Genomic DNA, 23,018 nt, shown 5'->3' on the forward strand with positions numbered 1-23,018 from the left:
GGTGAGTCTTAGCATAAGAAAGGGTGTGGTTCAGCGAATGATGGTTCAATCTTTTAAGGCGTTATTAGCGCTTGTAGTACTCTTTTTATTTGCAACATATGTGCACGGCAGTGAACATTCTGTTTCAAAGGGGGTGACAACGCTAGCGAATTATGTGGGCAGTGATTCATGTATCGACTGTCATCAAGATCAAGTAACCGCCTGGAAAGGTTCGCATCACGATATGGCGATGAAACACGCCACCGAAGATTCTGTGTTGGCTGATTTTGATGATCATACCTTCAAGCACCAAGGAAAACCCAACCGATTTTTCCAAAAAGGAGATGAGTTTTGGGTCAACATTCAAGGGCCAGACGGTCAATTCCAAGATTATAAAATTAGCTATACGTTCGCTTTTGAGCCTCTGCAACAGTATATGGTGGAATTTGACGACGGCAGGGTACAACTGATTCCATTTGCGTGGGATTCAAGAACCAAAGATGAAGGAGGGCAAAGGTGGTTTCATCTTTATCCTGAAACGACAGTCACTGATGAGTTCTACTGGACGAATACAGGGCAAAATTGGAACTTCATGTGTGCTGATTGCCATTCCACGAATCTGAAAAAGAACTACGACAGTGAAAGTAATACATACAACACAACGTGGTCTGACATTAATGTGGGCTGCGAGGCCTGCCATGGTCCAGCAAGTGAGCATATTGATTTAGCGAAACTAAACGCTGCTAATGCTCGCTCAGATAAGCCGTTTAATGCCGCCACTCATTATGGTTTCAGTCGCGATCTTTCAACGGCGGTGACAGAGTGGATTTATCAAGAGAACCAAACCACATTACAGCCGAAAGAGATGAATCGAACGAATCAGATTCAGACTTGTGCTCAGTGTCATAGCCGACGTACTCAACTTAATGAAACCGGTGATCATATTAAAGGTTCCTTCTTTGATAGGTACCGATTAAGTCTCATTACTCCAGAGCTTTATTATCATGACGGCCAAATCTATGATGAAGACTATGTGTACGGTTCATTTTTACAATCTAAGATGGCTGAAAAAGGGGTGACGTGTACCAATTGTCATGATCCACATAGTGCTAAGTTGAAAATTGATGAAAAGGCGGTATGCAGTCAATGCCATATTGCTTCGGAATATACGCCAGAAAAACACACCTTTCATCAGGCGGACACAGAAGCATCGCAATGTACCACCTGTCATATGCCTGAAACGACCTACATGCAAGTTGACCCACGTCGTGACCACAGCTGGCATGTGCCTCGCGCCGATATTAGCCAACATATCAATACGCCCAATGTTTGTACAGCTTGCCACGAAGACAAAGACGCCCAGTGGGCAGATGAGCAGGTGGGTGAGTGGTTCCCAAATTCTAAGTATCGTAACCAACAGCACTTTTCAATCGCCTTCTATGCCGATGCTATAGGGCATCGAGGCGCAGAAGATGCATTGGCATATACGTCACAAGACTCAAGTGTGAGTGACATTATTCGTGCTTCTAGTCTTGAGCGTATGGCAGGTAACACTAACCAGAACACCTTGATTTCACTCGCTAGAGCGGTAAAACATGAAAATGAAATGCTAAGGCTTGGGGCGATTTCAGGGGCGTCTGGTTATGAGCTAGCCGATCGTTGGCAGATATTAGAACCACTATTAAGTGATCCGGTTTTATCTGTTCGGGCTGAGGCCGCCAGTACATTAGTGGTCGATTGGGCCTCGATGACCAATGCTCAAAAAGAAGCACTAAAACCCCCTCTTGATGAATATATTGAAATTCAAACATTCAACGCTGACCGAGGTTTTGGTCGAACCAATTTAGGTAATGTCTATCGTTCAATGGGGCAATTTGAACTTGCTATTTCGTCCTATCTTGGTGCGATCGAAATAGAACCTTATTTTGAAAGCAGCTATGTCAACTTGGCCGACTTATATCGAATGCAAGGTGATGAGAGCCATGCGATGAAGACCTTAAAGCAGGGTATGGAAGCCCAGCCAAAATCGAGTGTTATACCTTATAGTTTAGGTTTAGCGCTTCTTAGAGCTAAAGACGATAGCGAGGCCCGAAGACTATTGAAAACGGCGGCTGAGATAGCGCAACAAAACTCACAGTATTGGTATGTTTATGGGCTAGCGATGGAACGTGAGGATGTGATTATCTCAAGTGAGGCGATACATAAAGCGTATCAACTCAGTGGTAACCCTCAGCATTTATATGCTCAGTGCGAAGTGCTTGCGCGTAATTTCCAAAGTGGTCGAATCGAGTTTGCATTCAAGCAGTGTATGGCTTTATTAAGTGAAGTCGTTCCCCCAGAGGTGGTGAGTCGCTTGAACGCTTTAATTAAATCTAGATAGGTGAAGTAAAACCTAGTGGAGCTATGGTGTGTATAACCAATAGTTATATAGCTTGTGAGTAGGATGTACACAGCCAGATTAAATGGAAGAGTGAACGATGAATCAAGCACAAAAAGCGATAAACCAACTCATTGAGCAGACAGAAAAAAACGTGATAGGGCAAAGCCATGTCGTGAAGGCCTTAGTGATGGGGTTATTAACCAATGGTCATGTTTTGCTTGAGGGGCTACCTGGTACGGCGAAAACGCGCTCAGTAAAATCTCTTGCCAACCTTTTGAATACCAGCTTTGGCCGTATTCAATTTACTCCTGATCTCCTGCCCTCTGACGTTACAGGAACTGAGGTTTACCAAGAACGAGATGGCAAGCCACAGCTGCATTTTCAAGCTGGCCCAATCTTCAACAGCATTGTCTTAGCCGATGAAGTAAACCGAGCACCTGCGAAAGTACAGGCGGCACTGCTAGAAGCGATGGCAGAAGGTACCATTACTGTTGGTGGCGAAACCCATCAATTACCAGAGTTATTCATGGTGCTGGCGACTCAAAACCCCGTAGAGCAAGAGGGCACTTACCCACTTCCAGAAGCTCAAATGGACCGTTTCATTATGAAGGTTACTGTCGATTATCCAGAAGATGAAGCAGAGCGCGAAATTATACGTTTAGTTCGTAGTGAAGAGCTGCCAGATGAAAGCGCAGCTGATAATCGTTCTGAGCAGTCTACGTCGTACCACATTGAGCCAGAATTGGTTATCGAGGCAAGACGTCAACTACCGAATATTACGGTGTCAGAGTTAGTTGAAAACTACATTGTGGCGCTAGTCATGGCAACACGTAAACCAGAGCGATACAAAGATAGTCAGCTCTCAAAGTGGATAGAGATCGGAGCAAGCCCTAGAGCGTCGATTGCGCTGGATAAATGCGCAAGAGCTAATGCATGGTTAATGGGGCGAGACTATGTCTCATTAGATGATGTACGAGCCGTGCTACCCGCGGTTATTGGCCATCGTTTTAGCTTGTCTTACGATGCGCTTGCGGATGGTGTTAGCCATCAAAGAGTTGTTGAAGAGCTGCTTGATAGTGTAGAGATCGGATAAACGGGGGCATTATGGCAAAGCCACAAATAGCGCCTAAGCCTAGTGAACATGATGACCGCTTATATTGTGATTATGCTCGATTGGTTCGGCTACAAGCTCAATCGGAGTGCTTTTCTCTGCTTCCTCACCTCAAAGCTGGCAGTGTTCTTTCAGGGCGTCATCACTCACTATTTCGCGGTCGTGGTCTTAACTTCGAAGAGCTTCGCCACTATCAATTAGGGGATGATATTCGAAATCTTGATTGGAAGGTGACCATGCGTACTGGAAAACCACATGTGCGCAGTTATACCGAAGAGAAAGACCGGAATGTACTCATCTGTGTTGATCAACGAAGCTCGATGTTTTTCGCCTCTGATCACGTGATGAAGTCAGTTGTGGCAGCGGAAATCGCCGCTTTATGTGGTTGGCGTGTTTTGAAAGATGGCGATCGAGTCGGTTTCATCATTGCCTCTTCGAGTGCCATTAGTCACACCAAACCTCAACGTTCGCAAAATGACTTATTAGCACAGCTTAAGCGTCTTGTTCATGCTAATCAGAGCCTGAACGTTAATGTGATGAATAACCAAAATGTGAGCTTTGATCACTGGCTAGAGGTCATCAAAAGAGCAAGAGTTAAGCAATCAACCTTAGTTTTTATTAGTGATTGGCGTGATTGCACAGAACAAAACCTTGATCATCTTAAACAGTTACAGAGACACAATGACATTCTTTCCGTGATGGTGAGTGACCCCCTCGAGCAATCACTTCCCAATGAGATAGCGACTGCAAATTGGGTTGTGGGTGATGGCCGTTTTCAGCTTAACCTAGACAGTAAGTCGAAAGTGACAAGTGCTAGTGAGCAATTGACTAAGAAAGCGCACTTGCAAAGATCCTCCTTGGAAAAGTTAATGGCAATAAAGCAGCTTCCATTTATAGAACTTGATACTTCAGGTAGCCATATCGCTCAGTTTCAAAAGCTAGTAGGAGGGCGCTAAATGAGTGCAGAGCATACCCCCCCAAGTACTTACATTCTTCGCGAACTTCAAGATGTAGCCGTACCTGAGAGTGTGAGTTGGTTGCCACAAACCATTGGTTGGAAGATTCTAGCAGTATTGGCATTGATGGGCGCCGCCTACATGGTATTTCGTTTTGTGGTTCATTGGTGGAGAAACCGATATCGAGGTGAAGCATTAGCCGCACTCAACGCTATTTCAATACACGATGCTCAGGCGACTGATCGAGTTTTTACCATATTGAAAATGGTACTTCGATACATAGAACCGAGTAATGCCAACCTTTTCGGTGCTTCATTTATTAAACGGCTTGAGGGCTACTTGGTTTCTTCCAAGCATCATCACGTGATGTTGCCTGACGCTGTTGCGGAGACATGGATGCGTGGTTTAGAACGTGGTTCAACCCATTTAACTGAGAGTCAAAAGCAAAAGTTAATCGAGTATTCAAAACACTGGGTTAAACACCATCAAGCCGGTGAGGGGAAATCATGAGCATCTCCTTATTATTCAACAACCTTTCTGCTTCAAGCTTTGAATTCGCACACCCTTTTTGGTTTGTAATTCTACCATTACCCGCCGTTATCTATTTTCTTGTTCCTGCTTATCGAACGAAACAGGTGGCGATAAAAGTTCCATTTTTTGATGAACTTGTTGATGCGATTGGGGAAACGCCCTCAGAAGGTGCGAGTCAATTGACACCGAGGTGGTGGCAGCGCGCCACTTTGATATTGACGTGGTTACTGGTGGTGTGTGCATTAGCCAAACCAACCGTGCTTGGTGAACCACAGGTTCGAGAGCAACTTGGTCGAGATGTTATGGTTGTAGTTGATTTGTCTGGCTCAATGGCAGAGCGAGATTTTACCTCGCAGACAGGAGAGCAAACCTCACGATTAGATGCGGCCAAGCAAGTATTAAGTGATTTTGCTCAAACGCGTCAGGGTGATCGACTGGGTTTGATTTTGTTTGGTGATGCAGCGTTCGTTCAGACACCATTTACGGCCGATCAAGAGGTGTGGCTTGAGCTTTTAGATCAAACTGATGTTGCGATGGCAGGCCAAAGTACTCATTTAGGTGATGCCATTGGATTAGCGATTAAAGTGTTCGAACAGAGCAGTGATACATCACAGCAAAAAGTGGCTATCGTCCTTACTGATGGTAACGACACTGGAAGCTTTGTTGAGCCGATTGATGCTGCGAAGGTTGCCAAAGCCAAAGGTGTCCGAATTCATGTGATTGCCATGGGCGATCCTCAAACCGTGGGTGAAACCGCGTTAGACATGGAGACCATCATTCGAATTGCTGCTGAGTCTGGGGGGGAAGCTTTTGAGGCGCTTAACAGCGATGAATTAGCCGCAGCTTATGAAGCGATTGGTGAGCTTGAACCTCAATTATATGAAAGTACAACGTATCGCCCTAAGCAGGGGTTACATCATTATCTTATGTCTATCGTGGTGATCATGTATTTAACGGCGTTTAGTTTAGCGACATTGCGAAGAAAGCAGTTGATACATTCAAAACAGGGCCAGCAGAAGGTGACACAAAGTGATTCGACATCGGGAGATGAGTATGTTTGATTCTCTCTTTTTTGACGCTTTATCCTTGCAGCAGTTGCTCACACAGTTTCATTTTATTCGACCTTTATGGCTAATAGCGTTCATCCCAACATTTCTATTGCTTTGGTTACGCTGGCGAGAAGAAACGAAATCCTCTTGGAAAGATATTCTTCCTACGCACTTAAGAACCGCGTTAACCATTGGGGAAACAGGTTGGCGCAAACAATTACCATTGAAATTGCTGATGGTCATCGTGACAACGGCTATTGTTATTTGTGCAGGCCCAAGTTGGCAGCGAGAGGCGTCCCCTTTTGGTGAAGATAAAGCCTCAATGCTGGTGGTTCTTGATAACAGCGAATCGATGTTGTCTAAGGATCTCCCACCGAATCGATTAGAACGCGCTAAGCAGAAAATAAGAGATCTGCTTTCGCTTCGAAAAGGTGGAAGTACAGGGCTAGTCGTCTATTCAGGCAGTGCGCACATTGCTATGCCTGTAACTCAAGACAGTAAGGTGTTTGCCCCATTTCTTGCAGCAATCACCCCTGAAATTATGCCTATTGAGGGTAAGTATGCGGAAAAAGCGATTCCATTGTTTGACCCGCAATTATCAGGAGAATTGGGATCCAGTATTCTTCTGGTAACCGATGGTGTAAACCCTGCCACGATTCAGGCTTATGAAGCCTATTTTGAACAATCGCCCCATCAGTTGCTAATTCTGGCAGCAGGAAACCGAAGCATTGCGAGTAAAAACCCGATTGACTGGGCTTCTCTTCAAGCACTTGCGAGTAAAACTGGTGGCCGCTTATTTGAAATCAGTGTGGATGACAGCGATGTTCAAGCCTTGAATCGCGCTGTCGAGCGCAATATGCAGATGAATGGCGAGTCGTCGATGCCTTGGAAAGACATGGGGTATGGTTTGTTGATTCCAATGGCTTTCATTATGTTGCTCTGGTTTAGAAAAGGTTGGTTAGTCCAATGGTGTCTTATTGGATTTGTCATCTCATCAACGACCTATTCTCCAAATACGGTAGCGGAAATGGTTCATACAACAGCCTCTTCAAGCTCAAACATTGAAACGCTAAGTCAATGGGATAAAACCACGAAATGGTGGTGGGATTTATGGTTAACCCCCGATCAACAGGGACAGAGACTTTTTAATCAACAGCAATATTTAGAAGCGGCAAAACGCTTTGACGACCCACTTCGTAAAGGGGCCGCTTACTATTATGCGTCTGAGTATACACTTGCTCATAGTGCGTTTCTGCAGGTTGAAAGCTCAGCTGGAGTCACGAGTGATTTAGGTCTCTATAACGCTGCCAGCGCGTTAGGTAGGCAGCGAGAGTACCTCGCTGCCCGCGATTTGCTAGAGGCATTATCAAACAAAGCGGATTTAGCTCCAAACCTAAAAGCGCCGGTTCAAAATAACCTTGCTGTTTTTAAAAGTATCATTGAAGAGGTGAATCGAACTAGTGAGAGTCAGTCTGGTACAACCGATGGGCCTGAAGAGTCGTTTGAGCTTGATGAAGACCAGCCAAGAACAGGGGATGGCGCAGAAGAAAACACAGCGGCGGAGTTATTATTAAAAGAGACGTTAAATGCGCGAGAGATTCTTGGAAGCGATGAACTGGCTGACAAATGGCTAAGACGTGTAGAAGCTGATCCTAAATACTTCTTGAGAGCAAAATTCCACATTCAATTGAGAGATATAGAGAAAGCTGTGAATAGTCAAAAAGGAGCCAACGAATGAGTAATCCATTGTCTAAAATTCGAAACGTGTTCCCTTGGTTTCTTTCTATTTTTGTGAGTTTTCTGGGTTTTATCAGTGGGCACGCCTTGGCGCTCGATATTAATGATCTACTGAAAAGTAACGACATTGAATTGGTCGCTTGGATTGGTGACCAAAAAGACCCGATTAACACCCTAAGAAATAACGAAAGTGTTTTAGTTAGTGGTGGGCAGTATAGTGTTAACGAGCAGGTAATTCTGACGATTGAAGTGGCAACCCCACGTTGGCTGACGAGGGGGACTCGCATCGGTTCGGTTGAGATTCCTAATGTAATCGCGAAACAACGTAATTTACTCGCGACAAATTATACGGTTCGAAAGGGTGGACAGACCTGGTCGCGTCAGCGTTGGGAAGTGACATTATACCCCTTAACATCGGGTACGTTTGTGGTTCCTAGTGTTGCGGTACAGGTGCAAGTGTCGGCACCAGATGGAACGAACGTTGCGGGCACGTTATACACGCCCCCAATGGAGTTTCAAACGTCCCTTCCGTCAGGTAGGTTGAGTGATGATACTCCATGGTTTAGCGCCACATCAGTCGATGTAACGCAAGGTTGGCAACAGTCGAGCGAGACGTTGAAAGTCGGTGATGCACTGATTCGAACCATTGAAATAGAAGCGAAAGATTCATTATCAATATTACTTCCCGATCTCCTTAAAAATGAATCGACCAAGCAATATCAAGCTTATACTCAGCCACATATTCTAGATGACACACAGGAGAGGGGGGATTATCGCTCTACTCGCATTGAAGAAACGGTCTATGTGATTCAACAAGGGGGGGAATTCTCCTTACCGGACTACCAATTTCAGTGGTGGAACAGTGAGACACAAGAGTTAGAGTTGGTGACAGTAAAAGGTAACGCGTTTGTTGCAAAGCATACCCTAACGTCGTTTGTTCACGCTTATGCTGGCTTTTTTATTGTGATGATCTCTTTTCTTGTCATTTTGTTGTTTGTTGTGATTTGGGCGCGAAAATATTACCAAAGTAGACCGGCTCCGAGTTGGTTTATTTTTCAACGCTTAATGAAGAGTAAAGATTGGCCTAATCTTAGACGCTTTATTTATCAAGAATTAAGGCGCGTTACAACGCGTGTAGAGTTAACCCCCTTTGGTACTGGCGTTCAGTGGCAAAAAGACAGTGAAAGTATTCAACAAGGTGAGCAAGAATTGCCTATCTTCAAAAGAGTTTGGACTGTGATAAACCGTAAGCGGCGAACTCTATTCATACTCAACATTCCGAAAGCGTTACCTGATTTAGAAGGTGTGCATAACAAAGATAAGGGTTAGAATCTAACGCGAATAAGATAAGAGCACTCTGAACATAAAAACAAGGGAACTCAACGTATTAAATACGTCTGAGTTTTTTTGTTTTTAATTATTTCTATTTTGGGAATAAGTTTTGAGGACGTAACACACATGTTTGGATGAAACGTATCGAACATTCATCGCAGGTTTTCTACTATAGAGCGCTCTAATCAGTCACACTCTAAAGGCGATATTGATAAATATGGAATTGTATGAAAAATACTGAGCTCAATTTAATCCCTATCTTTGTTGCTATTTATGAAGAGAAGAGCCTATCAAAAGCAGCGTCTCGTTTAGAGATCAGCCAGCCTGCAGTGAGTAAAGCCTTAGCGCGTTTAAGAGATGTCTATGATGATTCTCTTTTTCATCGTGCTTCCAATGGTGTTCAGCCTACGAGCTTTGCAACGGATATCTACCCAGCATTGGCGGTTTCCCTGAAGAATTTTCAATCAACGCTCACTTCATCAAGAGACTTTGACCCTAAAGTCGCCAACCGCGTCTACTCCATTGCTTGTATTACCATGGCGGCATATTCATTAATCCCTAGAGCGTTTAAGAATATAAGAGCCATTGCACCTAATGTGACGCTTGAGGTGCACCCACTGTTTACCGAAGACTATGAAGCCGACCTTAGATTAGAACGTTATGATCTAATTGTTGATATGACGCCATCAGGTCGAACCGTGTTAAAGCATGAAATCATTCTGGAAGATGAATTGGTCGTATGTTGCAGAGAAGGCCACCCAAGGATTGGGGATAGCATTACTTTAGAACAGTATTTGCAAGAAGAGCACGTGGTGATGTCACGTTGGCATAATCGCCAATACTTACTGAGCAATCATGAGCATCCAATTATGGAAAAACGTAAGGTCGTTTATAGCGCTCCAGGAGTTATGGAGGTTTTTCCCGTCATTTTAACCAGTGACTATTTGGCTTTAGCGCCAGTATCGACCATAAAGCAGTTTGAAGATAAGTACCCAATTAAAGCGTTGTCGATGCCACTTGAGTTACTTAAGAGTTCTCTGTGTTCCTATTGGCACCCAAGTAAAACCAATGATGCGAGCCATAAATGGTTAAGAGATCAGCTCAAACGTGCTGGTAAGCAGATAATGGAAGAGTAAGAATATAAAAAGTTGTCTCGTGTTAAAAATAGACTTTAGAGGAAAGCCAGCACTTAACGATGCTGGCTTTTTTATGCTAATTCGCCTGATGACTATTTCGCGTCTTTGGCTAATCTCAAGCCCATATCCGACATAATGATCGATTGGGAAGCGAAATCGCGACGGTAGTTTTCAGATAGTTCTGCAGAATAAGAGAAACTTCCACCACGCACCGATTTATGCGCTAAATGAACGGGAGTATCTTTGGCGTTGTTTGGGTTATCGGTCGGGCCATAACGGTAAAAAGTGTCATCAAAGGCATCGATAACAAATTCTCCCACGTTACCTGTCATATCATACAGACCCAACTCATTAGGTAGTTTTTGCCCTACAGGGTGCGCACGGTTGTTGGCGTTACCTGCATACCAAGCCACCTCGTCAATATTGTCAGAACCTGCGTACGTGTAGTTTTGGCTATAGTTCCCGCCTTTTGCTGCAAATTCCCACTCCGCTTCTGTTGGCAAGCGGTAGTTTTCACCGGTCATCTCGTTGAGCTGCTCTATAAAATAGTTCGCTTGTTGCCAACTTAGGTTGTTCACGGGAACTTGAGGATGCTGAAAGAAGCTGTAAGAAGAGCCCATAACGCTTTCAAACAGTTCTTGAGTGACTTCAAATTTAGAGATATAGAAGTCGCCTACAGTGACTTCGCGAGCCGGCTTTTCTGAACGATGTGCTTCATCCAAGTCAGAGCCTCGAACATATTGGCCGCCTTCCACTAGCACCATATCTTGATCGATCAATTGAGCGATAGGGTGAGGGGGTTGCACCGCACAGCCACTCATAAGTAGCGTCAATGAAATCGCGCCAGCTAAGTACGTACCTTTAAATATGCTCATCTAGAGTCCCATAAGCTAAGTTTAGTGAACCGATAAACTACCACTATTCGACTTTCCAAATGGTTATAATGGGTATAACAAGCCATATCCATCATCGAGATTTATGATTGTAGCGTCAAATTGAAATAACGGGTATCGAACAATGCATATTACTCAAGGTCCACAGTTTAACGGTAAAGCTTCTAAACGAATGCACATTATGGCTAAGCCTATTGGCGCGGTGTGCAACATTGATTGCACTTACTGCTATTACCTAAGCAAACAGGATTTGTTGGAATATAAAAAAGGTTGTTCGCCTAAGATGGAGAAGGAGAGGTTAGAAACCTATATCCGCCAATACATCGAAGCGCAAAATACCCCTGAAATTATTTTCTCTTGGCAAGGTGGTGAACCCACCATGCTTGGCCTTGATTATTTTGAGAAAATTGTTGAGTTTCAAAAGAAATATCAGCCAGAAGGTGTGACCATTTCAAACGATTTGCAGACCAACGGAACGCTACTTAACGATAAGTGGTGTGAGTTTTTGGGTAAACATAATTTCTTAATTGGCTTGAGCATTGATGGCCCAGAAATGCTGCATAACGCGTATCGAACCAATCGAGCAGGCAAAGGCACCTTTAACCAAGTGATGGCTGCGGTTGAGCTGCTTCATAAACACAAAGTAAGCTTTGCTACCCTAACCTGTGTGAATAATCTAACGAGTCAGAACGCGTTAGAGGTTTATCGGTTCCTCCGAGATGAAGTGAAATCTCCACAGATGCAGTTTATCCCGATTGTGGAACAAAAAACCTTCCGTGATACGGCACCTCAAACATGGGCAGAGGACGATCAACCAAAACAAGGGGATAAGCGACTTATTCCAGGTGGTAAGGATTCTGTTGTTGAAGCCTGGTGTGTGTCAGACCAAGCGTGGGGTAACTTCCTTATCGCCATTTTTGACGAATGGGCTCAAAAAGACATAGGTAAAGTGTTCGTTCAATACTTTGAAGCGAGCTTAGAGACTTGGATGGGACGCAGGAATCCACTTTGCACGTTAAGTGATTTATGCGGAAAAGGGCTTGCTATGGAGCCAAATGGCGATGTATTTACTTGTGATCACTACGTCTACCCTGAATACAAAATCGGTAATATCCACCACCAAAAGCTTGATGACATGGCTTATGGGCCGAAACAGCAGCAGTTTGGTTACGCAAAGACCCGCTCACTAACGACTCAATGTCAAACGTGTGATTATCAATTTGCTTGTCATGGCGAGTGCCCTAAGAACCGTTTTATTCGCACCAAATCTGGAGAGCCAGGGCTCAATTACCTATGTGCGGGTTGGCATAAATTTTTTAAACACATTGATAAGTCGCTTGCTTATATTCTACGTGCAACAAAGCACCCTGTCGCACACGGCAAGTTTAGTGATGCGGTATTGCGAGACAGAATGAAGCAGGGCATAGCCTATAAAACGAACCAGCCTCAGAGCTATCGCTAAAACCAAACTCTAAGGAAAACCAGATGAATAAAACGATGATACTGGCACTGTCGACACTGCTTGCCCTACCGACAGCAATCGCTAGCTCTGATGATGAAACCAGTTCAGCTGACGGAAGCAGTGCCGCAGTTTCTTCAGCGAGTGGTTCAGCGCAATCGGTCAGTCCTGATCCCACAGCACAATTAGCGTTTCAGGCACAAGATGTCCGTTTAAGTGATGAGCAGCGTGCGGCCGCATTGCGAGCTCTTGGCTCACAAGCCTCTCAAAATGGCTTGGTAGCGGTAGCAAGAGGATTGAAAGACGAAAGCCCGATCATTCGAGAAGCCGCTATTATTGGTGCTGATCCATACCCGTTAGAGTACCGTTGGCGTTTAGTTTCTCCATTACTTGTTGATGACGTGGCTCAAGTCAGAATTACTGCTGCGGCAGGTTTACTAAAAGAACTCGATAACCTAGACACGTTAGGGCAGGTAGAACATCAGGAAAAACAGCACTTGATGGATGCAGCAAGTGAGTTAATTACACATTTGAAGAACCAACCCGATGATGCGTCGAATCTGTTATTGGCTGATGTGTATCGTTGGACAAAACACTACGAGTTAGCCAAAGAGAAATACGTAGAGTCTAAAAAGGCGATGCCAGATAACCCTCAAGTTTGGCTAAGCTTAGCGGACAACTATCGCGCTCAAGGGATGGATGATCGCGCTGTCGCAACGTTAAACCAAGCAATTGATTTATTGCCACCCAATGCGAACCTGCACTTTTCGAAATCATTAGCGTTGGTCAGGTTAGAACAAAAAGTACAAGCGGCGAAAGAGAGCCATTTAGCGGCGACCATTGCAGAGAGCAATAGCTACTATTGGTATATCAACGGTGTTTTACAAGAAGAGCAAAACTTAGCATATTCCACTAAATCCTTTGAAAAAGCCTATATGCTATCAGGGGCACCTGAGCATCTTTATGCAGTATGTGATATTTACGCTCGATATGGACATGATAATACGGATGAGTGTCTGGAAGAGCTTGCCAATGCCGCTCCAGAAGAAGTGATACAACAGCTACGAGATAAGCAGATAACGCACTAAAAACTTATAATTGAATAGTGTTATATATCAAGCTAGGGCCCTGTTGCTCTGGCTTTTTTCGTCATTGCTGTCGTAGCCACTTTAGCTTCTCAATTAAAAAATCACCGATTGCGCATGCTTAGTCAATTCTTGTATAAAACTAAGTAAATAGTCCCAAAATACGGAGTTAGAGAGTAGGGTGACTATGTTCACAAATTGACATGCTAGTTAAGGGGAATGTGAGTTTAAGTTAGATTGTTTACGACTAGAATGTTAAATTCTTGAGTGATTTCTAGCATAAGATGCTGAATAAATGTATCTGGTTAGAGTTTTTGGCACCATAGTCTATCAATCAAAGTCATTTTTATAAAAATTCACTTCAAATCCCTATTTGAATGGTGTTTTTAACTGGCTTTTATCAAAATGTGAAGAATTATACGTTTTTCTAATGCCAATTTATGGCAAATCACTTCGATGATTGATACTGTGTGCCTAATCTTTGTGGGGTTTTAGTTTTTTGTGCTTAATATTTGCACAAAATAAATCTAAATCACTGGCTGTTCGGTGAACTTACAAAGAAGTCATGGATGCTAAATAAAAACTTGGAGTTTAATGCATGTACAAGAATAAAATCACTCGTGCGCTTTTCATAAGTGCGGGCCTATCTCTAGCGCTTACTGGTTGTGGCGATAAACCTGAAGAAAAACAAGCTGCTCAACCTGCGACCCTTCCTGAAGTTTCAGAATCAAATAAACTAGCAGATGTACAAGAGATTGTACGTGGTAACGGCGCAGAAGTTGCTACCATTGACCCTCACAAGTCACAGGGTGTTTCTGAGTCTCACGTAATTCGTGACCTTCTAGAAGGTCTGGTTAACCAAGACGCAGAAGGTAACACTATCCCAGGTATCGCAGAATCTTGGGAAACGACAGACAACAAGACCTTTACTTTCCACCTTCGTAAAGACGCGATCTGGTCAAACGGTGAGTCTGTAACGGCAGGTGATTTCGTCTACAGTTGGCAACGTGCGGTCGACCCTGCAACAGCTTCTCCTTATTCTTGGTACATGGAATACACCAAGATGAAAAATGCGAAGGACATCGTAGCGGGCAAAAAAGACAAGAGCGAGCTAGGTGTTAAAGCACTAGATGATCACACGTTAGTGGTTGAGCTTGATACCGCTGTACCATACTTCGTGATGATGGTTGGTCACACAACAACCAAGCCAGTTCACCAAGCAACCGTTGAGAAGTTTGGCGATCAGTGGACTAAACCTGAAAACTTCGTGGGTAACGGCGCATACGTTGTTGACCAGTGGGTTGTTAACGAGCGTTTAGTTCTAAAGCGTAACGAAAAGTACTGGGATAACGGCAATACAACGCTAAACAAAGTAACTTTCCTACCAATCGAAAACCAAGTTGCTGAAATGAACCGTTTCTTAGCGGGTGAAATTGACGTGACTTACGAAATTCCAAACGAGCACTTCCGTCGTCTGAAGACTGAGCACGCTGATTCTCTATCTATCACGGGTAACCTGTGTACGTACTACTACATCTTCAATACGAAGAAAGCACCATTCGATGATGTACGTGTACGTAAAGCGATCTCTTACGCGATTGATCGTAATATCGTCACCGATGCGATTCTAGGTCAAGGTCAACAGCCTGCATACTTCCTAACGCCTGAGATTACAGCTGGTTTCGATCCTGCGGTCCCTGCATACGGTAAGATGACTCAAGAAGAGCGTGACGCTGAAGCGGCTAAACTGCTTGCTGAAGCTGGTTTCGGTGCGGATAACCCGCTGAAATTCTCTCTTCTTTACAACACATCTGAAAACCACAAGAAAATCGCTGTAGCGCTAGGTTCTATGTGGAAGAAAACGCTGGGTCTTGACGTAACACTAGAGAACCAAGAGTGGAAAACATACCTATCGACTAAAGATGCGGGTAACTTCGAAGTTGCACGTGCTGGTTGGTGTGGTGACTACAACGAAGCGTCTTCATTCCTAACTCTAATGAAGAGTACCAATACAACAGGCGGTATTCACTATGACAGCAAAGCATACGATGCTGTTATGGAGAAAGCGTTGTCTTCTACTTCTGAAGAAGAGCGTAAGGCACTTTACTTAGAGGCAGAAGGTCTTCTAACTCAAGATATGCCAATTGCACCAATTTATCAGTACGTTAAAACACGTCTACTGAGCCCACAAGTTGGTGGCTTCCCAGTAAACAACCCAGAAGAGAAGATCTACTCTAAAGATCTTTACATCAAGGCTCAGTAAACCACTAAGCTGATATAACAATAATTATTATTGACGCTGCATGTGCTAATCATTTTGATTAGTGCATGTAGTGTATTTTCCATTGTTTGATTTCTTTTTATTACATTGTCACAGACTGAAAGAGTGAGCTTATGCTTAAATTCATCGCGAAAAGGATATTCGAAGCAATACCAACCATGTTGGTGTTGATTACGGTATCTTTCTTTCTTATGCGCTATGCGCCGGGTAACCCATTTTCTACTGAAAAACCGTTACCCCCAGAAGTAATGGCCAATATCGAAGCTAAATATGGCCTAGATAAGCCAGTATTTGAACAGTACACCACGTACTTAACTAACGTTATCCAAGGCGATTTTGGTCCTTCATTCAAATATTTAGATTACTCAGTAAATGAGCTAATTGCTGTAGCACTTCCCGTTTCTGCGAAGGTTGGTCTGGTCGCCTTTATTTTTACCCTTGTTATGGGTGTGACCGTCGGAACCTTTGCTGCACTAAAGCAAAATACCTGGATAGATTACACCGTAATGTCTACCGCCATGTTGGGTGTCGTATTGCCCTCGTTTGTATTGGCACCAACGCTCATCTATATCTTCTCTATCAATTTAGGTTGGTTCCCGGCAGGTGGTTGGCTTGATGGCTCCTTCAAGTATATGGCACTACCAGTTGTAGGTATGTCACTGCTTTATGTCGCCACCTTTGCTCGTATTACCCGTGGTTCAATGATTGAAACGTTGAACAGTAACTTTATTCGTACCGCGCGTGCGAAGGGATTAAGTTATTCGTACATTATCGTTAAGCATGCACTTAAGCCGGCAATGCTGCCAGTTGTCTCCTACATGGGGCCTGCGTTCGTTGGTATCATTACTGGTTCAGTGGTTATCGAAACCATTTTTGGCCTGCCAGGTATTGGTAAGCTGTTCGTTAATGCTGCCTTTAACCGAGACTACTCGTTAGTAATGGGGGTGACCATTTTGATTGGTTTCCTATTTATCTTATTCAATGCCATTGTTGATATTTTATTAGCAATGATTGATCCGAAGATTCGCTACTAGCAGGGAAGATTGGTTATGTTAACGAAAAAGAAGAATCTAGAAGCGATTGAGAATTTCTCGGAGAACCTTGAAATTGAAGGTCGCAGTTTATGGCAAGATGCACGCATTCGATTCATGCGCAATAAAGCCGCAATGGTCAGTCTATTCATCCTTTTATTGATGACATTGGCAGTGATTTTTTTACCGATGGTTGCACAGTACGCGTACGACGATACTGATTGGTACGCCATGCATGCAGCGCCAAGTGCTGATCACTGGTTTGGTACCGATAGCTTAGGTCGTGACTTATATGTGCGTACCTTAATCGGTGGGCGAATCTCACTGATGGTGGGTGTGTTAGGTGCCTTTGTCGCGGTATTAATTGGTACGCTTTATGGCGCGACATCAGGTTTCATCGGTGGTCGTACTGACCGTGTCATGATGCGTATCTTAGAAATCTTATACGCCGTTCCGTTCATGTTCCTTGTAATTGTACTGGTTACTTTCTTTGGCCGTAACATCGTTCTGATATTCGTTGCTATCGGTGCTATTGCTTGGCTTGATATGGCACGTATCGTTCGTGGTCAAACGTTGAGCCTACGTAGTAAAGAGTTCATCGAAGCGGCACACGTATGTGGTGTGAGTAATTGGAAAATCATTACTCGTCATATTGTACCGAACGTACTGGGTATTGTGGCGGTTTACTCAACGCTTCTAATCCCAAGCATGATTCTGACCGAATCATTCCTTTCATTTCTTGGTCTTGGTGTTCAAGAGCCAATGACAAGTTGGGGTGCATTACTTCAAGAAGGTTCGCAGACAATGGAAGTAGCTATTTGGCAACTGATATTCCCTGCAATATTCATGGTAGTGACGCTATTCTGCTTCAACTATGTTGGTGATGGTCTGCGCGATGCGTTAGATCCAAAAGACAGATAACAATAAGATTAAGGAAGCAATTATGAGCTTATTAGATGTCAAAGATCTGCGCGTAGAATTCACTACCCAAGATGGTATTGTTACCGCAGTAAACGATTTAAATTTCTCCCTAGAGCAAGGTCAAACCCTTGGTATCGTAGGGGAGTCAGGTTCGGGTAAATCTCAAACCGTATTCGCATTAATGGGCCTTTTAGCCAAAAACGGCATTATCTCTGGTAGTGCAAAGTTCGAAGGCAATGAGATCTTAAATCTGCCAGAAAAAGCGCTGAACAAGGTTCGTGCTGAGCAGATCGCAATGATCTTCCAAGACCCAATGACGTCACTGAACCCATATATGAAGGTAAGTGACCAACTGATGGAAGTGTTAATGCTTCACAAAGGCATGGGTAAAGCGGAAGCCTTTGAAGAATCTGTACGTATGCTTGAGGCGGTGAAAATTCCAGAAGCGCGTAAACGTATCACTATGTACCCTCACGAGTTCTCTGGTGGTATGCGTCAGCGTGTAATGATTGCAATGGCACTTCTGTGTCGTCCTAAACTATTGATTGCCGACGAGCCAACAACAGCATTAGATGTAACGGTTCAAGCGCAAATCATGGATCTGCTCAATGAGCTGAAAGACGAGTTCAATACAGCAATCATCATGATCACGCATGACCTAGGTGTTGTTGCGGGCTCTTGTGACAAAGTGCTCGTGATGTATGCCGGACGTACCATGGAGTACGGTACGGTTGATGAGATCTTCTACAATCCAAGTCACCCATACGCGGAAGGGCTACTTAAAGCGATTCCGCGCCTAGATACTGAAGGTGAAATTCTACCGACTATTCCAGGTAACCCACCTAACTTACTGCGTCTGCCTCCTGGTTGCCCTTATCAAGAGCGCTGCCACCGTGTTTCGGACAGATGTATGAGTGAAGCGCCGATCCTTCAGCCATTTGGCGATGGTCGTCAGCGCGCGTGTTTTTCTGATTGGGAGACTTGGACAAGATGAGTACAGATAAACAATTACTATTAGATGTAAAAGACTTAAAAGTTCATTTTAGCATTGCCTCAAAATCGGCATGGCCTTGGTCAAAACCAGCGAACTTAAAAGCGGTTGATGGTATTGATGCTCGATTGTATCAAGGTGAAACGCTAGGTGTTGTAGGTGAATCCGGTTGTGGTAAATCAACGTTTGCTCGCGCCATTATTGGTTTGGTTGAGGCAACGGATGGCGAAGTGGTTTGGCTTGGTCAAGATCTAACCAAGATGCAAGGCGTTCAGCGCCGTGAAACACGTAAAGACATTCAGATGATTTTCCAAGATCCATTGGCATCACTGAACCCACGTATGACGGTCGGCGACATTATCGCTGAGCCTTTGGAGACGTTCTATCCTGAATTAAACAAGGAAGAAGTGAAGTCTCGTGTTAAAGAAATGATGGCGAAAGTAGGCCTGTTGCCTAACGTGATTAACCGTTATCCGCATGAGTTCTCTGGCGGTCAGTGTCAGCGTATCGGTATTGCCCGTGCACTGATTCTAAATCCAAAGATGATCATCTGTGATGAACCGGTATCGGCTTTGGATGTGTCAATCCAAGCGCAAGTGGTTAACCTACTTAAAGAGCTACAAAAAGAGCTTGGTTTGAGTCTGGTATTTATTGCTCACGATTTGTCGGTAATCAAACACATTTCAGACCGCGTGTTAGTGATGTATTTAGGGAATGCGGTTGAAATGGGAGAAGCTCACGCTATATTTTCCGAGCCGAAACACCCATACACACGCGCATTGATGTCAGCCGTGCCGATCCCAGATCCTAAGCTTGAGAGAGCGAAGAAGATTGAAATGTTGGAAGGGGACTTACCCTCTCCAATCAACCCGCCGTCTGGTTGTGTGTTCCGTACTCGCTGCCCGAAAGCAACGGATATATGTGCACAAACTAAACCGACGATTCAAGGTAACGATGTTCATGCCGTGTCGTGTTTACATGTAACCGCATAACAATTTAACGATTCAGCCTGTGACAGGCTTAAGCGCGGCAGTGATTGTCGCGCTTTTTTTATACGTGGGTTATCAGTTATAGAACTTCGTGTATGAGAAAAGGTATGGACAGCAGATAGTTTGCTTTAACGTATTGAGAAACTAATAAAGGCCTATAAAAATAGGCCTTTGTTATTACTGCTTTTAGAGTCTCAGTGCTCCACTAAGATTTCGCCTTTGGTCTTAGGATTCCTTTTACGACCATAGCATCACGACCAAACAGAAGTTCGACTCGTTTTTGTACATCATCGAGCGAGATTTTTTTGACTTGTTCTTTCGGGTTAAACAGCGCCTTGGTGTCATAATCGTGAATCAGATATCGAGCAAAGAACCACGCTTTTTGTGGAGCATCATCTTTAATTGGAATCATGTCGTTGGCCAGTTGACTCCCTGTAGAATCCACCTCCATTTGGTTGACGTTGCTCAGGAGCCCTTTGATGACTTCATCGATCGCGAGTTCCACTTTCTCGACATCTTTAGGATCAGTGTCAGCGACCAATAGCCAATCGCTGGCAAGTTCACTGTCTTGAATCGCAGAGAACGCGGAAGGTGCATAATCTAGGCTAAGCTCTTCGCGCACGTAAGCCGTCAATCGTTGAGTCAGCATTCGCTGAACCATATCGTCGATGAAGATATCTTTTGCACTGCTTGGCTGCATGTGAGGGTTAGTCATACGAAGCAGGTAATAACTACTTTTCTCTGTGTTCAACGAGACGTCGACTCTCTCAGATTTATAGTCTTTATAGGCTATATCGAACTGTTGATCGTGAGTGTTACTTAGGGGTATAGATGCAATGTACTTCCTTAGAAGTGGTGTTAAGTCGGATGCTTCTAAGTTGCCGATGATCACCAACTGATAGTTTCTATTTTTGGTAAATAATTCACTGTGAATACGCTCAACCTTATTAACGTCTATTGCATCAATCTCTTCGATTTCCGCAAAATAGTGTCGGCTGGACGGTTGGTAGCTCACATGATTCAGCGCTTTGTTAAATTGCCCTAATGGAGAGTTAATATACGTACTTACCGATTGGCGGAACTCTTGTTTGACAGCGTCGAGCTGTGCGGGGTCGACATTAATATCGGTAAAAATCGTATGAAGTGCGGCAAAGCTATCGGTTAAGTTTTTCTGGTTACTTTGCAATTCAACCCCGTGGTGAGTGAAGTTGATGAAAGGAAGCAGTGTGAGATCATGCCTTCTTAAATGGGCATCGAGAGAGGACCCCGTAAAGTCTCCAATACCGCTGCGCGAGACGGCATTAATGGCAATATCACTGGTGATATACAGATCGCTGTCTAACACGGCTTTACCGCCTCGACTTGCGAGTACCATGTGTACCTTATTGCCAACTTTGGTATCTTTTTGGTACCAGACATCAATCCCATTCGATAATGACCATGTGTGGATATTCTGACCTTGATTAAGGGCTTGTTGATTCACAACAGTGCCGGCTGCTTTTGGTGTATTAAAAGCGGTGTTGGCGGCGATTAAGGAGAGAGGCTTGTCGGCAGTTAGGTTCGTGGCATTTCGCCAATCGCCAGATTTAGCTGTAAGTTCTTCGATATTCTCTTGTTTATCAACCCCTACAACTAACTGGTAAGGAGACGAAAGTAAACGGTCCAAATGACGATTCACTTTTTTAATCGATAAGCTGTCATTCAAAGCGATTAAGTTTTCTCGATACTGTTCTCTGTCTTGTGCAGGCTGACGAATCGTCAGAGTCGTCGTTTTCCCATTAACATGCCCTACTGCATCAGTGTTGTTCCAATCCGTGTCTAAGTCATCTAATCGGGTTTGCCATTCACTTTGTATTAACTCGAACTCATCTTGGCTAATACCGTAATCTCTAAGCTCTCCGATACTTCTTTGAAACAGTGCTTGGTTTTGCTCTCTTTTCTCCGTAGGGAAGGCCATTTCAGTAATGAAAAGTCGCTGATATGGGAGAGTATAGTCAACGGAATAAAGCGCAATAATAGGAAGCGCTGCGTCCATAAATCGAGTAGACAATCGGTGTTGAATCACAGTATGTGCAATTTCATCTAGCCAAGCTTCTTGTTGATCTTCTAGCGTCAATATCGCGCGATCGCCTCTATCGAAAACCATGCCATAACTCGGGTTTTCGCCGTCTTCTAGAGCCGTAACCAGATCAGTAAAGTTGTAACGTTGACCCGTTTGCAGTGGCTCTAATTGCTTAGTTGAAGGCGTATTTTCCCATGATGCAAACCGTTCGCTAATCATGGCTTCAATGTTAGCTCGGTCAAAGTTACCATAGATAACCAGTTCAGTACGGGCGGGTTGATACCACTGTTCGTAATAGGACTTGAGCTCTGTAACAGAAAGATTTTGAATTGTTGCTCTTGTGCCAATCGGATCACGTGTCTGATATTGCGTTCCTTCAATTACATTATCGTAGTATTTGTATGCGAGAGGTTTGTTTTCAGGACGGCTACGACGTATCTCTCCAATAACCACGCCTTTCTCTTTTTCTATTTCTCCTTCATTGAGATCGATATGTTGGCTAATGTCAGCGAACCAAAGTAGGCCCTCATCCATTTTCTCATTGCTAGGAAGGTCGAGTTTATAAACTGTTTCATGGTAACTGGTGTACGCGTTGACATCAGCGCCAAAGCTCGCCCCGGCTTGTTCGAACAGTGCAACGATCTCATTGCCTTGGAAGTGTTTAGTACCATTGAAGGCCATGTGCTCAAGGAAATGAGCGTAACCGAGTTGATCCTCTGTCTCTTGAAGTGAGCCTGAATGAACAATAAGGCGCATTGAGACCGGCGCTTTGTCAGATTGTCTTAGGTGGTAGGTGAACCCGTTTTCGAGCGTGTAGCTAGACCAGTTTGGATTGCTTTTTAGAGCAACTGGAGGGGGAGATGAAGCACAGCCTAAAGTGATACTGATGACGGCCAAGACAGTGAGCAGTCGAGTGAATGTTTTTAACATAGAAACCTCAAATCAATGGATGTTCTATTCCATTGTAAAGTATTTAAATTCAAGCAATTAAAGATAGATTTCGGTGTAAAATGTTACTGCGAGGAGTGAGCGGTAATTTTGCAATTACTATGTTGAGTTAGTTCACATTTGGGACAGGGTGAAATAAAAAAGGCA

17 protein-coding genes are annotated in these 23,018 nt (G+C 44.0%); 15 read left to right on the forward strand and 2 right to left on the reverse strand.

What is annotated here, in order from left to right; translation table 11 throughout:
• The first annotated feature begins 37 nt into the window (after positions 1-37).
• The 8 genes from KP803_RS05655 to KP803_RS05690 all read left to right on the forward strand — a co-directional run bounded on the left by KP803_RS05655 (position 38) and on the right by KP803_RS05690 (position 10,211).
• Complete coding sequence (locus tag KP803_RS05655) at positions 38-2,359, forward strand: cytochrome c3 family protein (RefSeq protein ID WP_427916926.1); 2,322 nt, start codon at positions 38-40, stop codon at positions 2,357-2,359.
• 97 nt (positions 2,360-2,456) lie between these two features.
• On the forward strand, positions 2,457-3,452 hold the full coding sequence (locus tag KP803_RS05660; protein WP_248007870.1) for an AAA family ATPase: 996 nt from the start codon (positions 2,457-2,459) through the stop codon (positions 3,450-3,452).
• A gap of 11 nt (positions 3,453-3,463) precedes the next feature.
• Positions 3,464-4,426, forward strand: coding sequence for a DUF58 domain-containing protein (locus KP803_RS05665; RefSeq protein WP_248007871.1), 963 nt, complete (start codon positions 3,464-3,466; stop codon positions 4,424-4,426).
• Entirely contained in the window at positions 4,427-4,936 is a 510-nt protein-coding gene (locus KP803_RS05670; protein WP_248007872.1) for a DUF4381 domain-containing protein, read from the forward strand.
• Positions 4,933-6,018 carry a vWA domain-containing protein gene (locus KP803_RS05675; protein WP_248007873.1) on the forward strand — a complete coding sequence of 362 codons (1,086 nt, stop codon included), beginning with the start codon at positions 4,933-4,935 and terminating at the stop codon, positions 6,016-6,018. Before KP803_RS05670 ends, KP803_RS05675 begins: the two co-directional genes overlap by 4 nt.
• Positions 6,011-7,744, forward strand: a complete 1,734-nt coding sequence (locus tag KP803_RS05680; RefSeq protein WP_248007874.1) for a VWA domain-containing protein — start codon at positions 6,011-6,013, stop codon at positions 7,742-7,744. Before KP803_RS05675 ends, KP803_RS05680 begins: the two co-directional genes overlap by 8 nt.
• Complete coding sequence (locus KP803_RS05685) at positions 7,741-9,072, forward strand: BatD family protein (protein ID WP_248007875.1); 1,332 nt, start codon at positions 7,741-7,743, stop codon at positions 9,070-9,072. The genes KP803_RS05680 and KP803_RS05685 overlap by 4 nt, the downstream gene beginning before the upstream one ends.
• Before the next feature lie 230 nt (positions 9,073-9,302).
• Positions 9,303-10,211 carry a LysR family transcriptional regulator gene (locus KP803_RS05690; protein ID WP_248007876.1) on the forward strand — a complete coding sequence of 303 codons (909 nt, stop codon included), beginning with the start codon at positions 9,303-9,305 and terminating at the stop codon, positions 10,209-10,211.
• A 92-nt stretch (positions 10,212-10,303) separates the two neighbouring features.
• On the opposite strand, the gene KP803_RS05695 is transcribed toward KP803_RS05690, so the two are convergent.
• Positions 10,304-11,086 carry a formylglycine-generating enzyme family protein gene (locus KP803_RS05695; protein ID WP_248007877.1) on the reverse strand — a complete coding sequence of 261 codons (783 nt, stop codon included), beginning with the start codon at positions 11,084-11,086 and terminating at the stop codon, positions 10,304-10,306.
• Between the two features lie 142 nt (positions 11,087-11,228).
• On the opposite strand from KP803_RS05695, the gene KP803_RS05700 reads away from it, so the two are divergent.
• The 7 genes from KP803_RS05700 (at position 11,229) to oppF (ending at position 19,864) form a co-directional block, all read left to right on the forward strand.
• Positions 11,229-12,566, forward strand: a complete 1,338-nt coding sequence (locus KP803_RS05700; protein ID WP_248007878.1) for an anaerobic sulfatase maturase — start codon at positions 11,229-11,231, stop codon at positions 12,564-12,566.
• A 23-nt stretch (positions 12,567-12,589) separates the two neighbouring features.
• A complete protein-coding gene (locus KP803_RS05705; protein ID WP_248007879.1) occupies positions 12,590-13,651 on the forward strand; it encodes a tetratricopeptide repeat protein in 1,062 nt (353 codons plus the stop codon).
• Positions 13,652-14,246: 595 nt separating this feature from the next.
• Positions 14,247-15,911, forward strand: coding sequence for an ABC transporter substrate-binding protein (locus KP803_RS05710; RefSeq protein WP_248007880.1), 1,665 nt, complete (start codon positions 14,247-14,249; stop codon positions 15,909-15,911).
• Between the two features lie 131 nt (positions 15,912-16,042).
• The gene (oppB, locus tag KP803_RS05715; protein WP_248007881.1) at positions 16,043-16,963 is read left to right on the forward strand and encodes an oligopeptide ABC transporter permease OppB; all 921 of its coding nucleotides are present in this window, start codon (positions 16,043-16,045) and stop codon (positions 16,961-16,963) included.
• A 15-nt stretch (positions 16,964-16,978) separates the two neighbouring features.
• On the forward strand, positions 16,979-17,881 hold the full coding sequence (gene oppC, locus KP803_RS05720; RefSeq protein WP_248007882.1) for an oligopeptide ABC transporter permease OppC: 903 nt from the start codon (positions 16,979-16,981) through the stop codon (positions 17,879-17,881).
• A gap of 22 nt (positions 17,882-17,903) precedes the next feature.
• A complete protein-coding gene (oppD, locus tag KP803_RS05725) occupies positions 17,904-18,875 on the forward strand; it encodes an ABC transporter ATP-binding protein (RefSeq protein ID WP_248007883.1) in 972 nt (323 codons plus the stop codon).
• Entirely contained in the window at positions 18,872-19,864 is a 993-nt protein-coding gene (gene oppF / locus KP803_RS05730; protein WP_282437201.1) for a murein tripeptide/oligopeptide ABC transporter ATP binding protein OppF, read from the forward strand. Before oppD ends, oppF begins: the two co-directional genes overlap by 4 nt.
• A gap of 202 nt (positions 19,865-20,066) precedes the next feature.
• Here oppF and KP803_RS05735 read toward each other — a convergent pair whose 3' ends face one another.
• The gene (locus KP803_RS05735) at positions 20,067-22,853 is read right to left on the reverse strand and encodes a M16 family metallopeptidase (protein ID WP_248007885.1); all 2,787 of its coding nucleotides are present in this window, start codon (positions 22,851-22,853) and stop codon (positions 20,067-20,069) included.
• Positions 22,854-23,018: the final 165 nt, after the last annotated feature.

Source organism: Vibrio amylolyticus, from assembly GCF_023145695.1.
GTDB lineage: Bacteria > Pseudomonadota > Gammaproteobacteria > Enterobacterales > Vibrionaceae > Vibrio > Vibrio amylolyticus.

Coding starts and splice junctions, on each gene's coding strand:
- KP803_RS05700 (WP_248007878.1), top strand. CDS start 11,229: ATGCATATTACTCAAGGTCCACAGTTTAACGGTAAAGCTTCTAAACGA.
- KP803_RS05670 (WP_248007872.1), top strand. CDS start 4,427: ATGAGTGCAGAGCATACCCCCCCAAGTACTTACATTCTTCGCGAACTT.
- KP803_RS05695 (WP_248007877.1), bottom strand. CDS start 11,086: ATGAGCATATTTAAAGGTACGTACTTAGCTGGCGCGATTTCATTGACG.
- KP803_RS05680 (WP_248007874.1), top strand. CDS start 6,011: ATGTTTGATTCTCTCTTTTTTGACGCTTTATCCTTGCAGCAGTTGCTC.
- KP803_RS05665 (WP_248007871.1), top strand. CDS start 3,464: ATGGCAAAGCCACAAATAGCGCCTAAGCCTAGTGAACATGATGACCGC.
- oppB (WP_248007881.1), top strand. CDS start 16,043: ATGCTTAAATTCATCGCGAAAAGGATATTCGAAGCAATACCAACCATG.
- oppD (WP_248007883.1), top strand. CDS start 17,904: ATGAGCTTATTAGATGTCAAAGATCTGCGCGTAGAATTCACTACCCAA.
- KP803_RS05655 (WP_427916926.1), top strand. CDS start 38: ATGATGGTTCAATCTTTTAAGGCGTTATTAGCGCTTGTAGTACTCTTT.
- KP803_RS05660 (WP_248007870.1), top strand. CDS start 2,457: ATGAATCAAGCACAAAAAGCGATAAACCAACTCATTGAGCAGACAGAA.
- KP803_RS05710 (WP_248007880.1), top strand. CDS start 14,247: ATGTACAAGAATAAAATCACTCGTGCGCTTTTCATAAGTGCGGGCCTA.
- KP803_RS05675 (WP_248007873.1), top strand. CDS start 4,933: ATGAGCATCTCCTTATTATTCAACAACCTTTCTGCTTCAAGCTTTGAA.
- KP803_RS05685 (WP_248007875.1), top strand. CDS start 7,741: ATGAGTAATCCATTGTCTAAAATTCGAAACGTGTTCCCTTGGTTTCTT.
- KP803_RS05690 (WP_248007876.1), top strand. CDS start 9,303: ATGAAAAATACTGAGCTCAATTTAATCCCTATCTTTGTTGCTATTTAT.
- KP803_RS05705 (WP_248007879.1), top strand. CDS start 12,590: ATGAATAAAACGATGATACTGGCACTGTCGACACTGCTTGCCCTACCG.
- oppF (WP_282437201.1), top strand. CDS start 18,872: ATGAGTACAGATAAACAATTACTATTAGATGTAAAAGACTTAAAAGTT.
- KP803_RS05735 (WP_248007885.1), bottom strand. CDS start 22,853: ATGTTAAAAACATTCACTCGACTGCTCACTGTCTTGGCCGTCATCAGT.
- oppC (WP_248007882.1), top strand. CDS start 16,979: ATGTTAACGAAAAAGAAGAATCTAGAAGCGATTGAGAATTTCTCGGAG.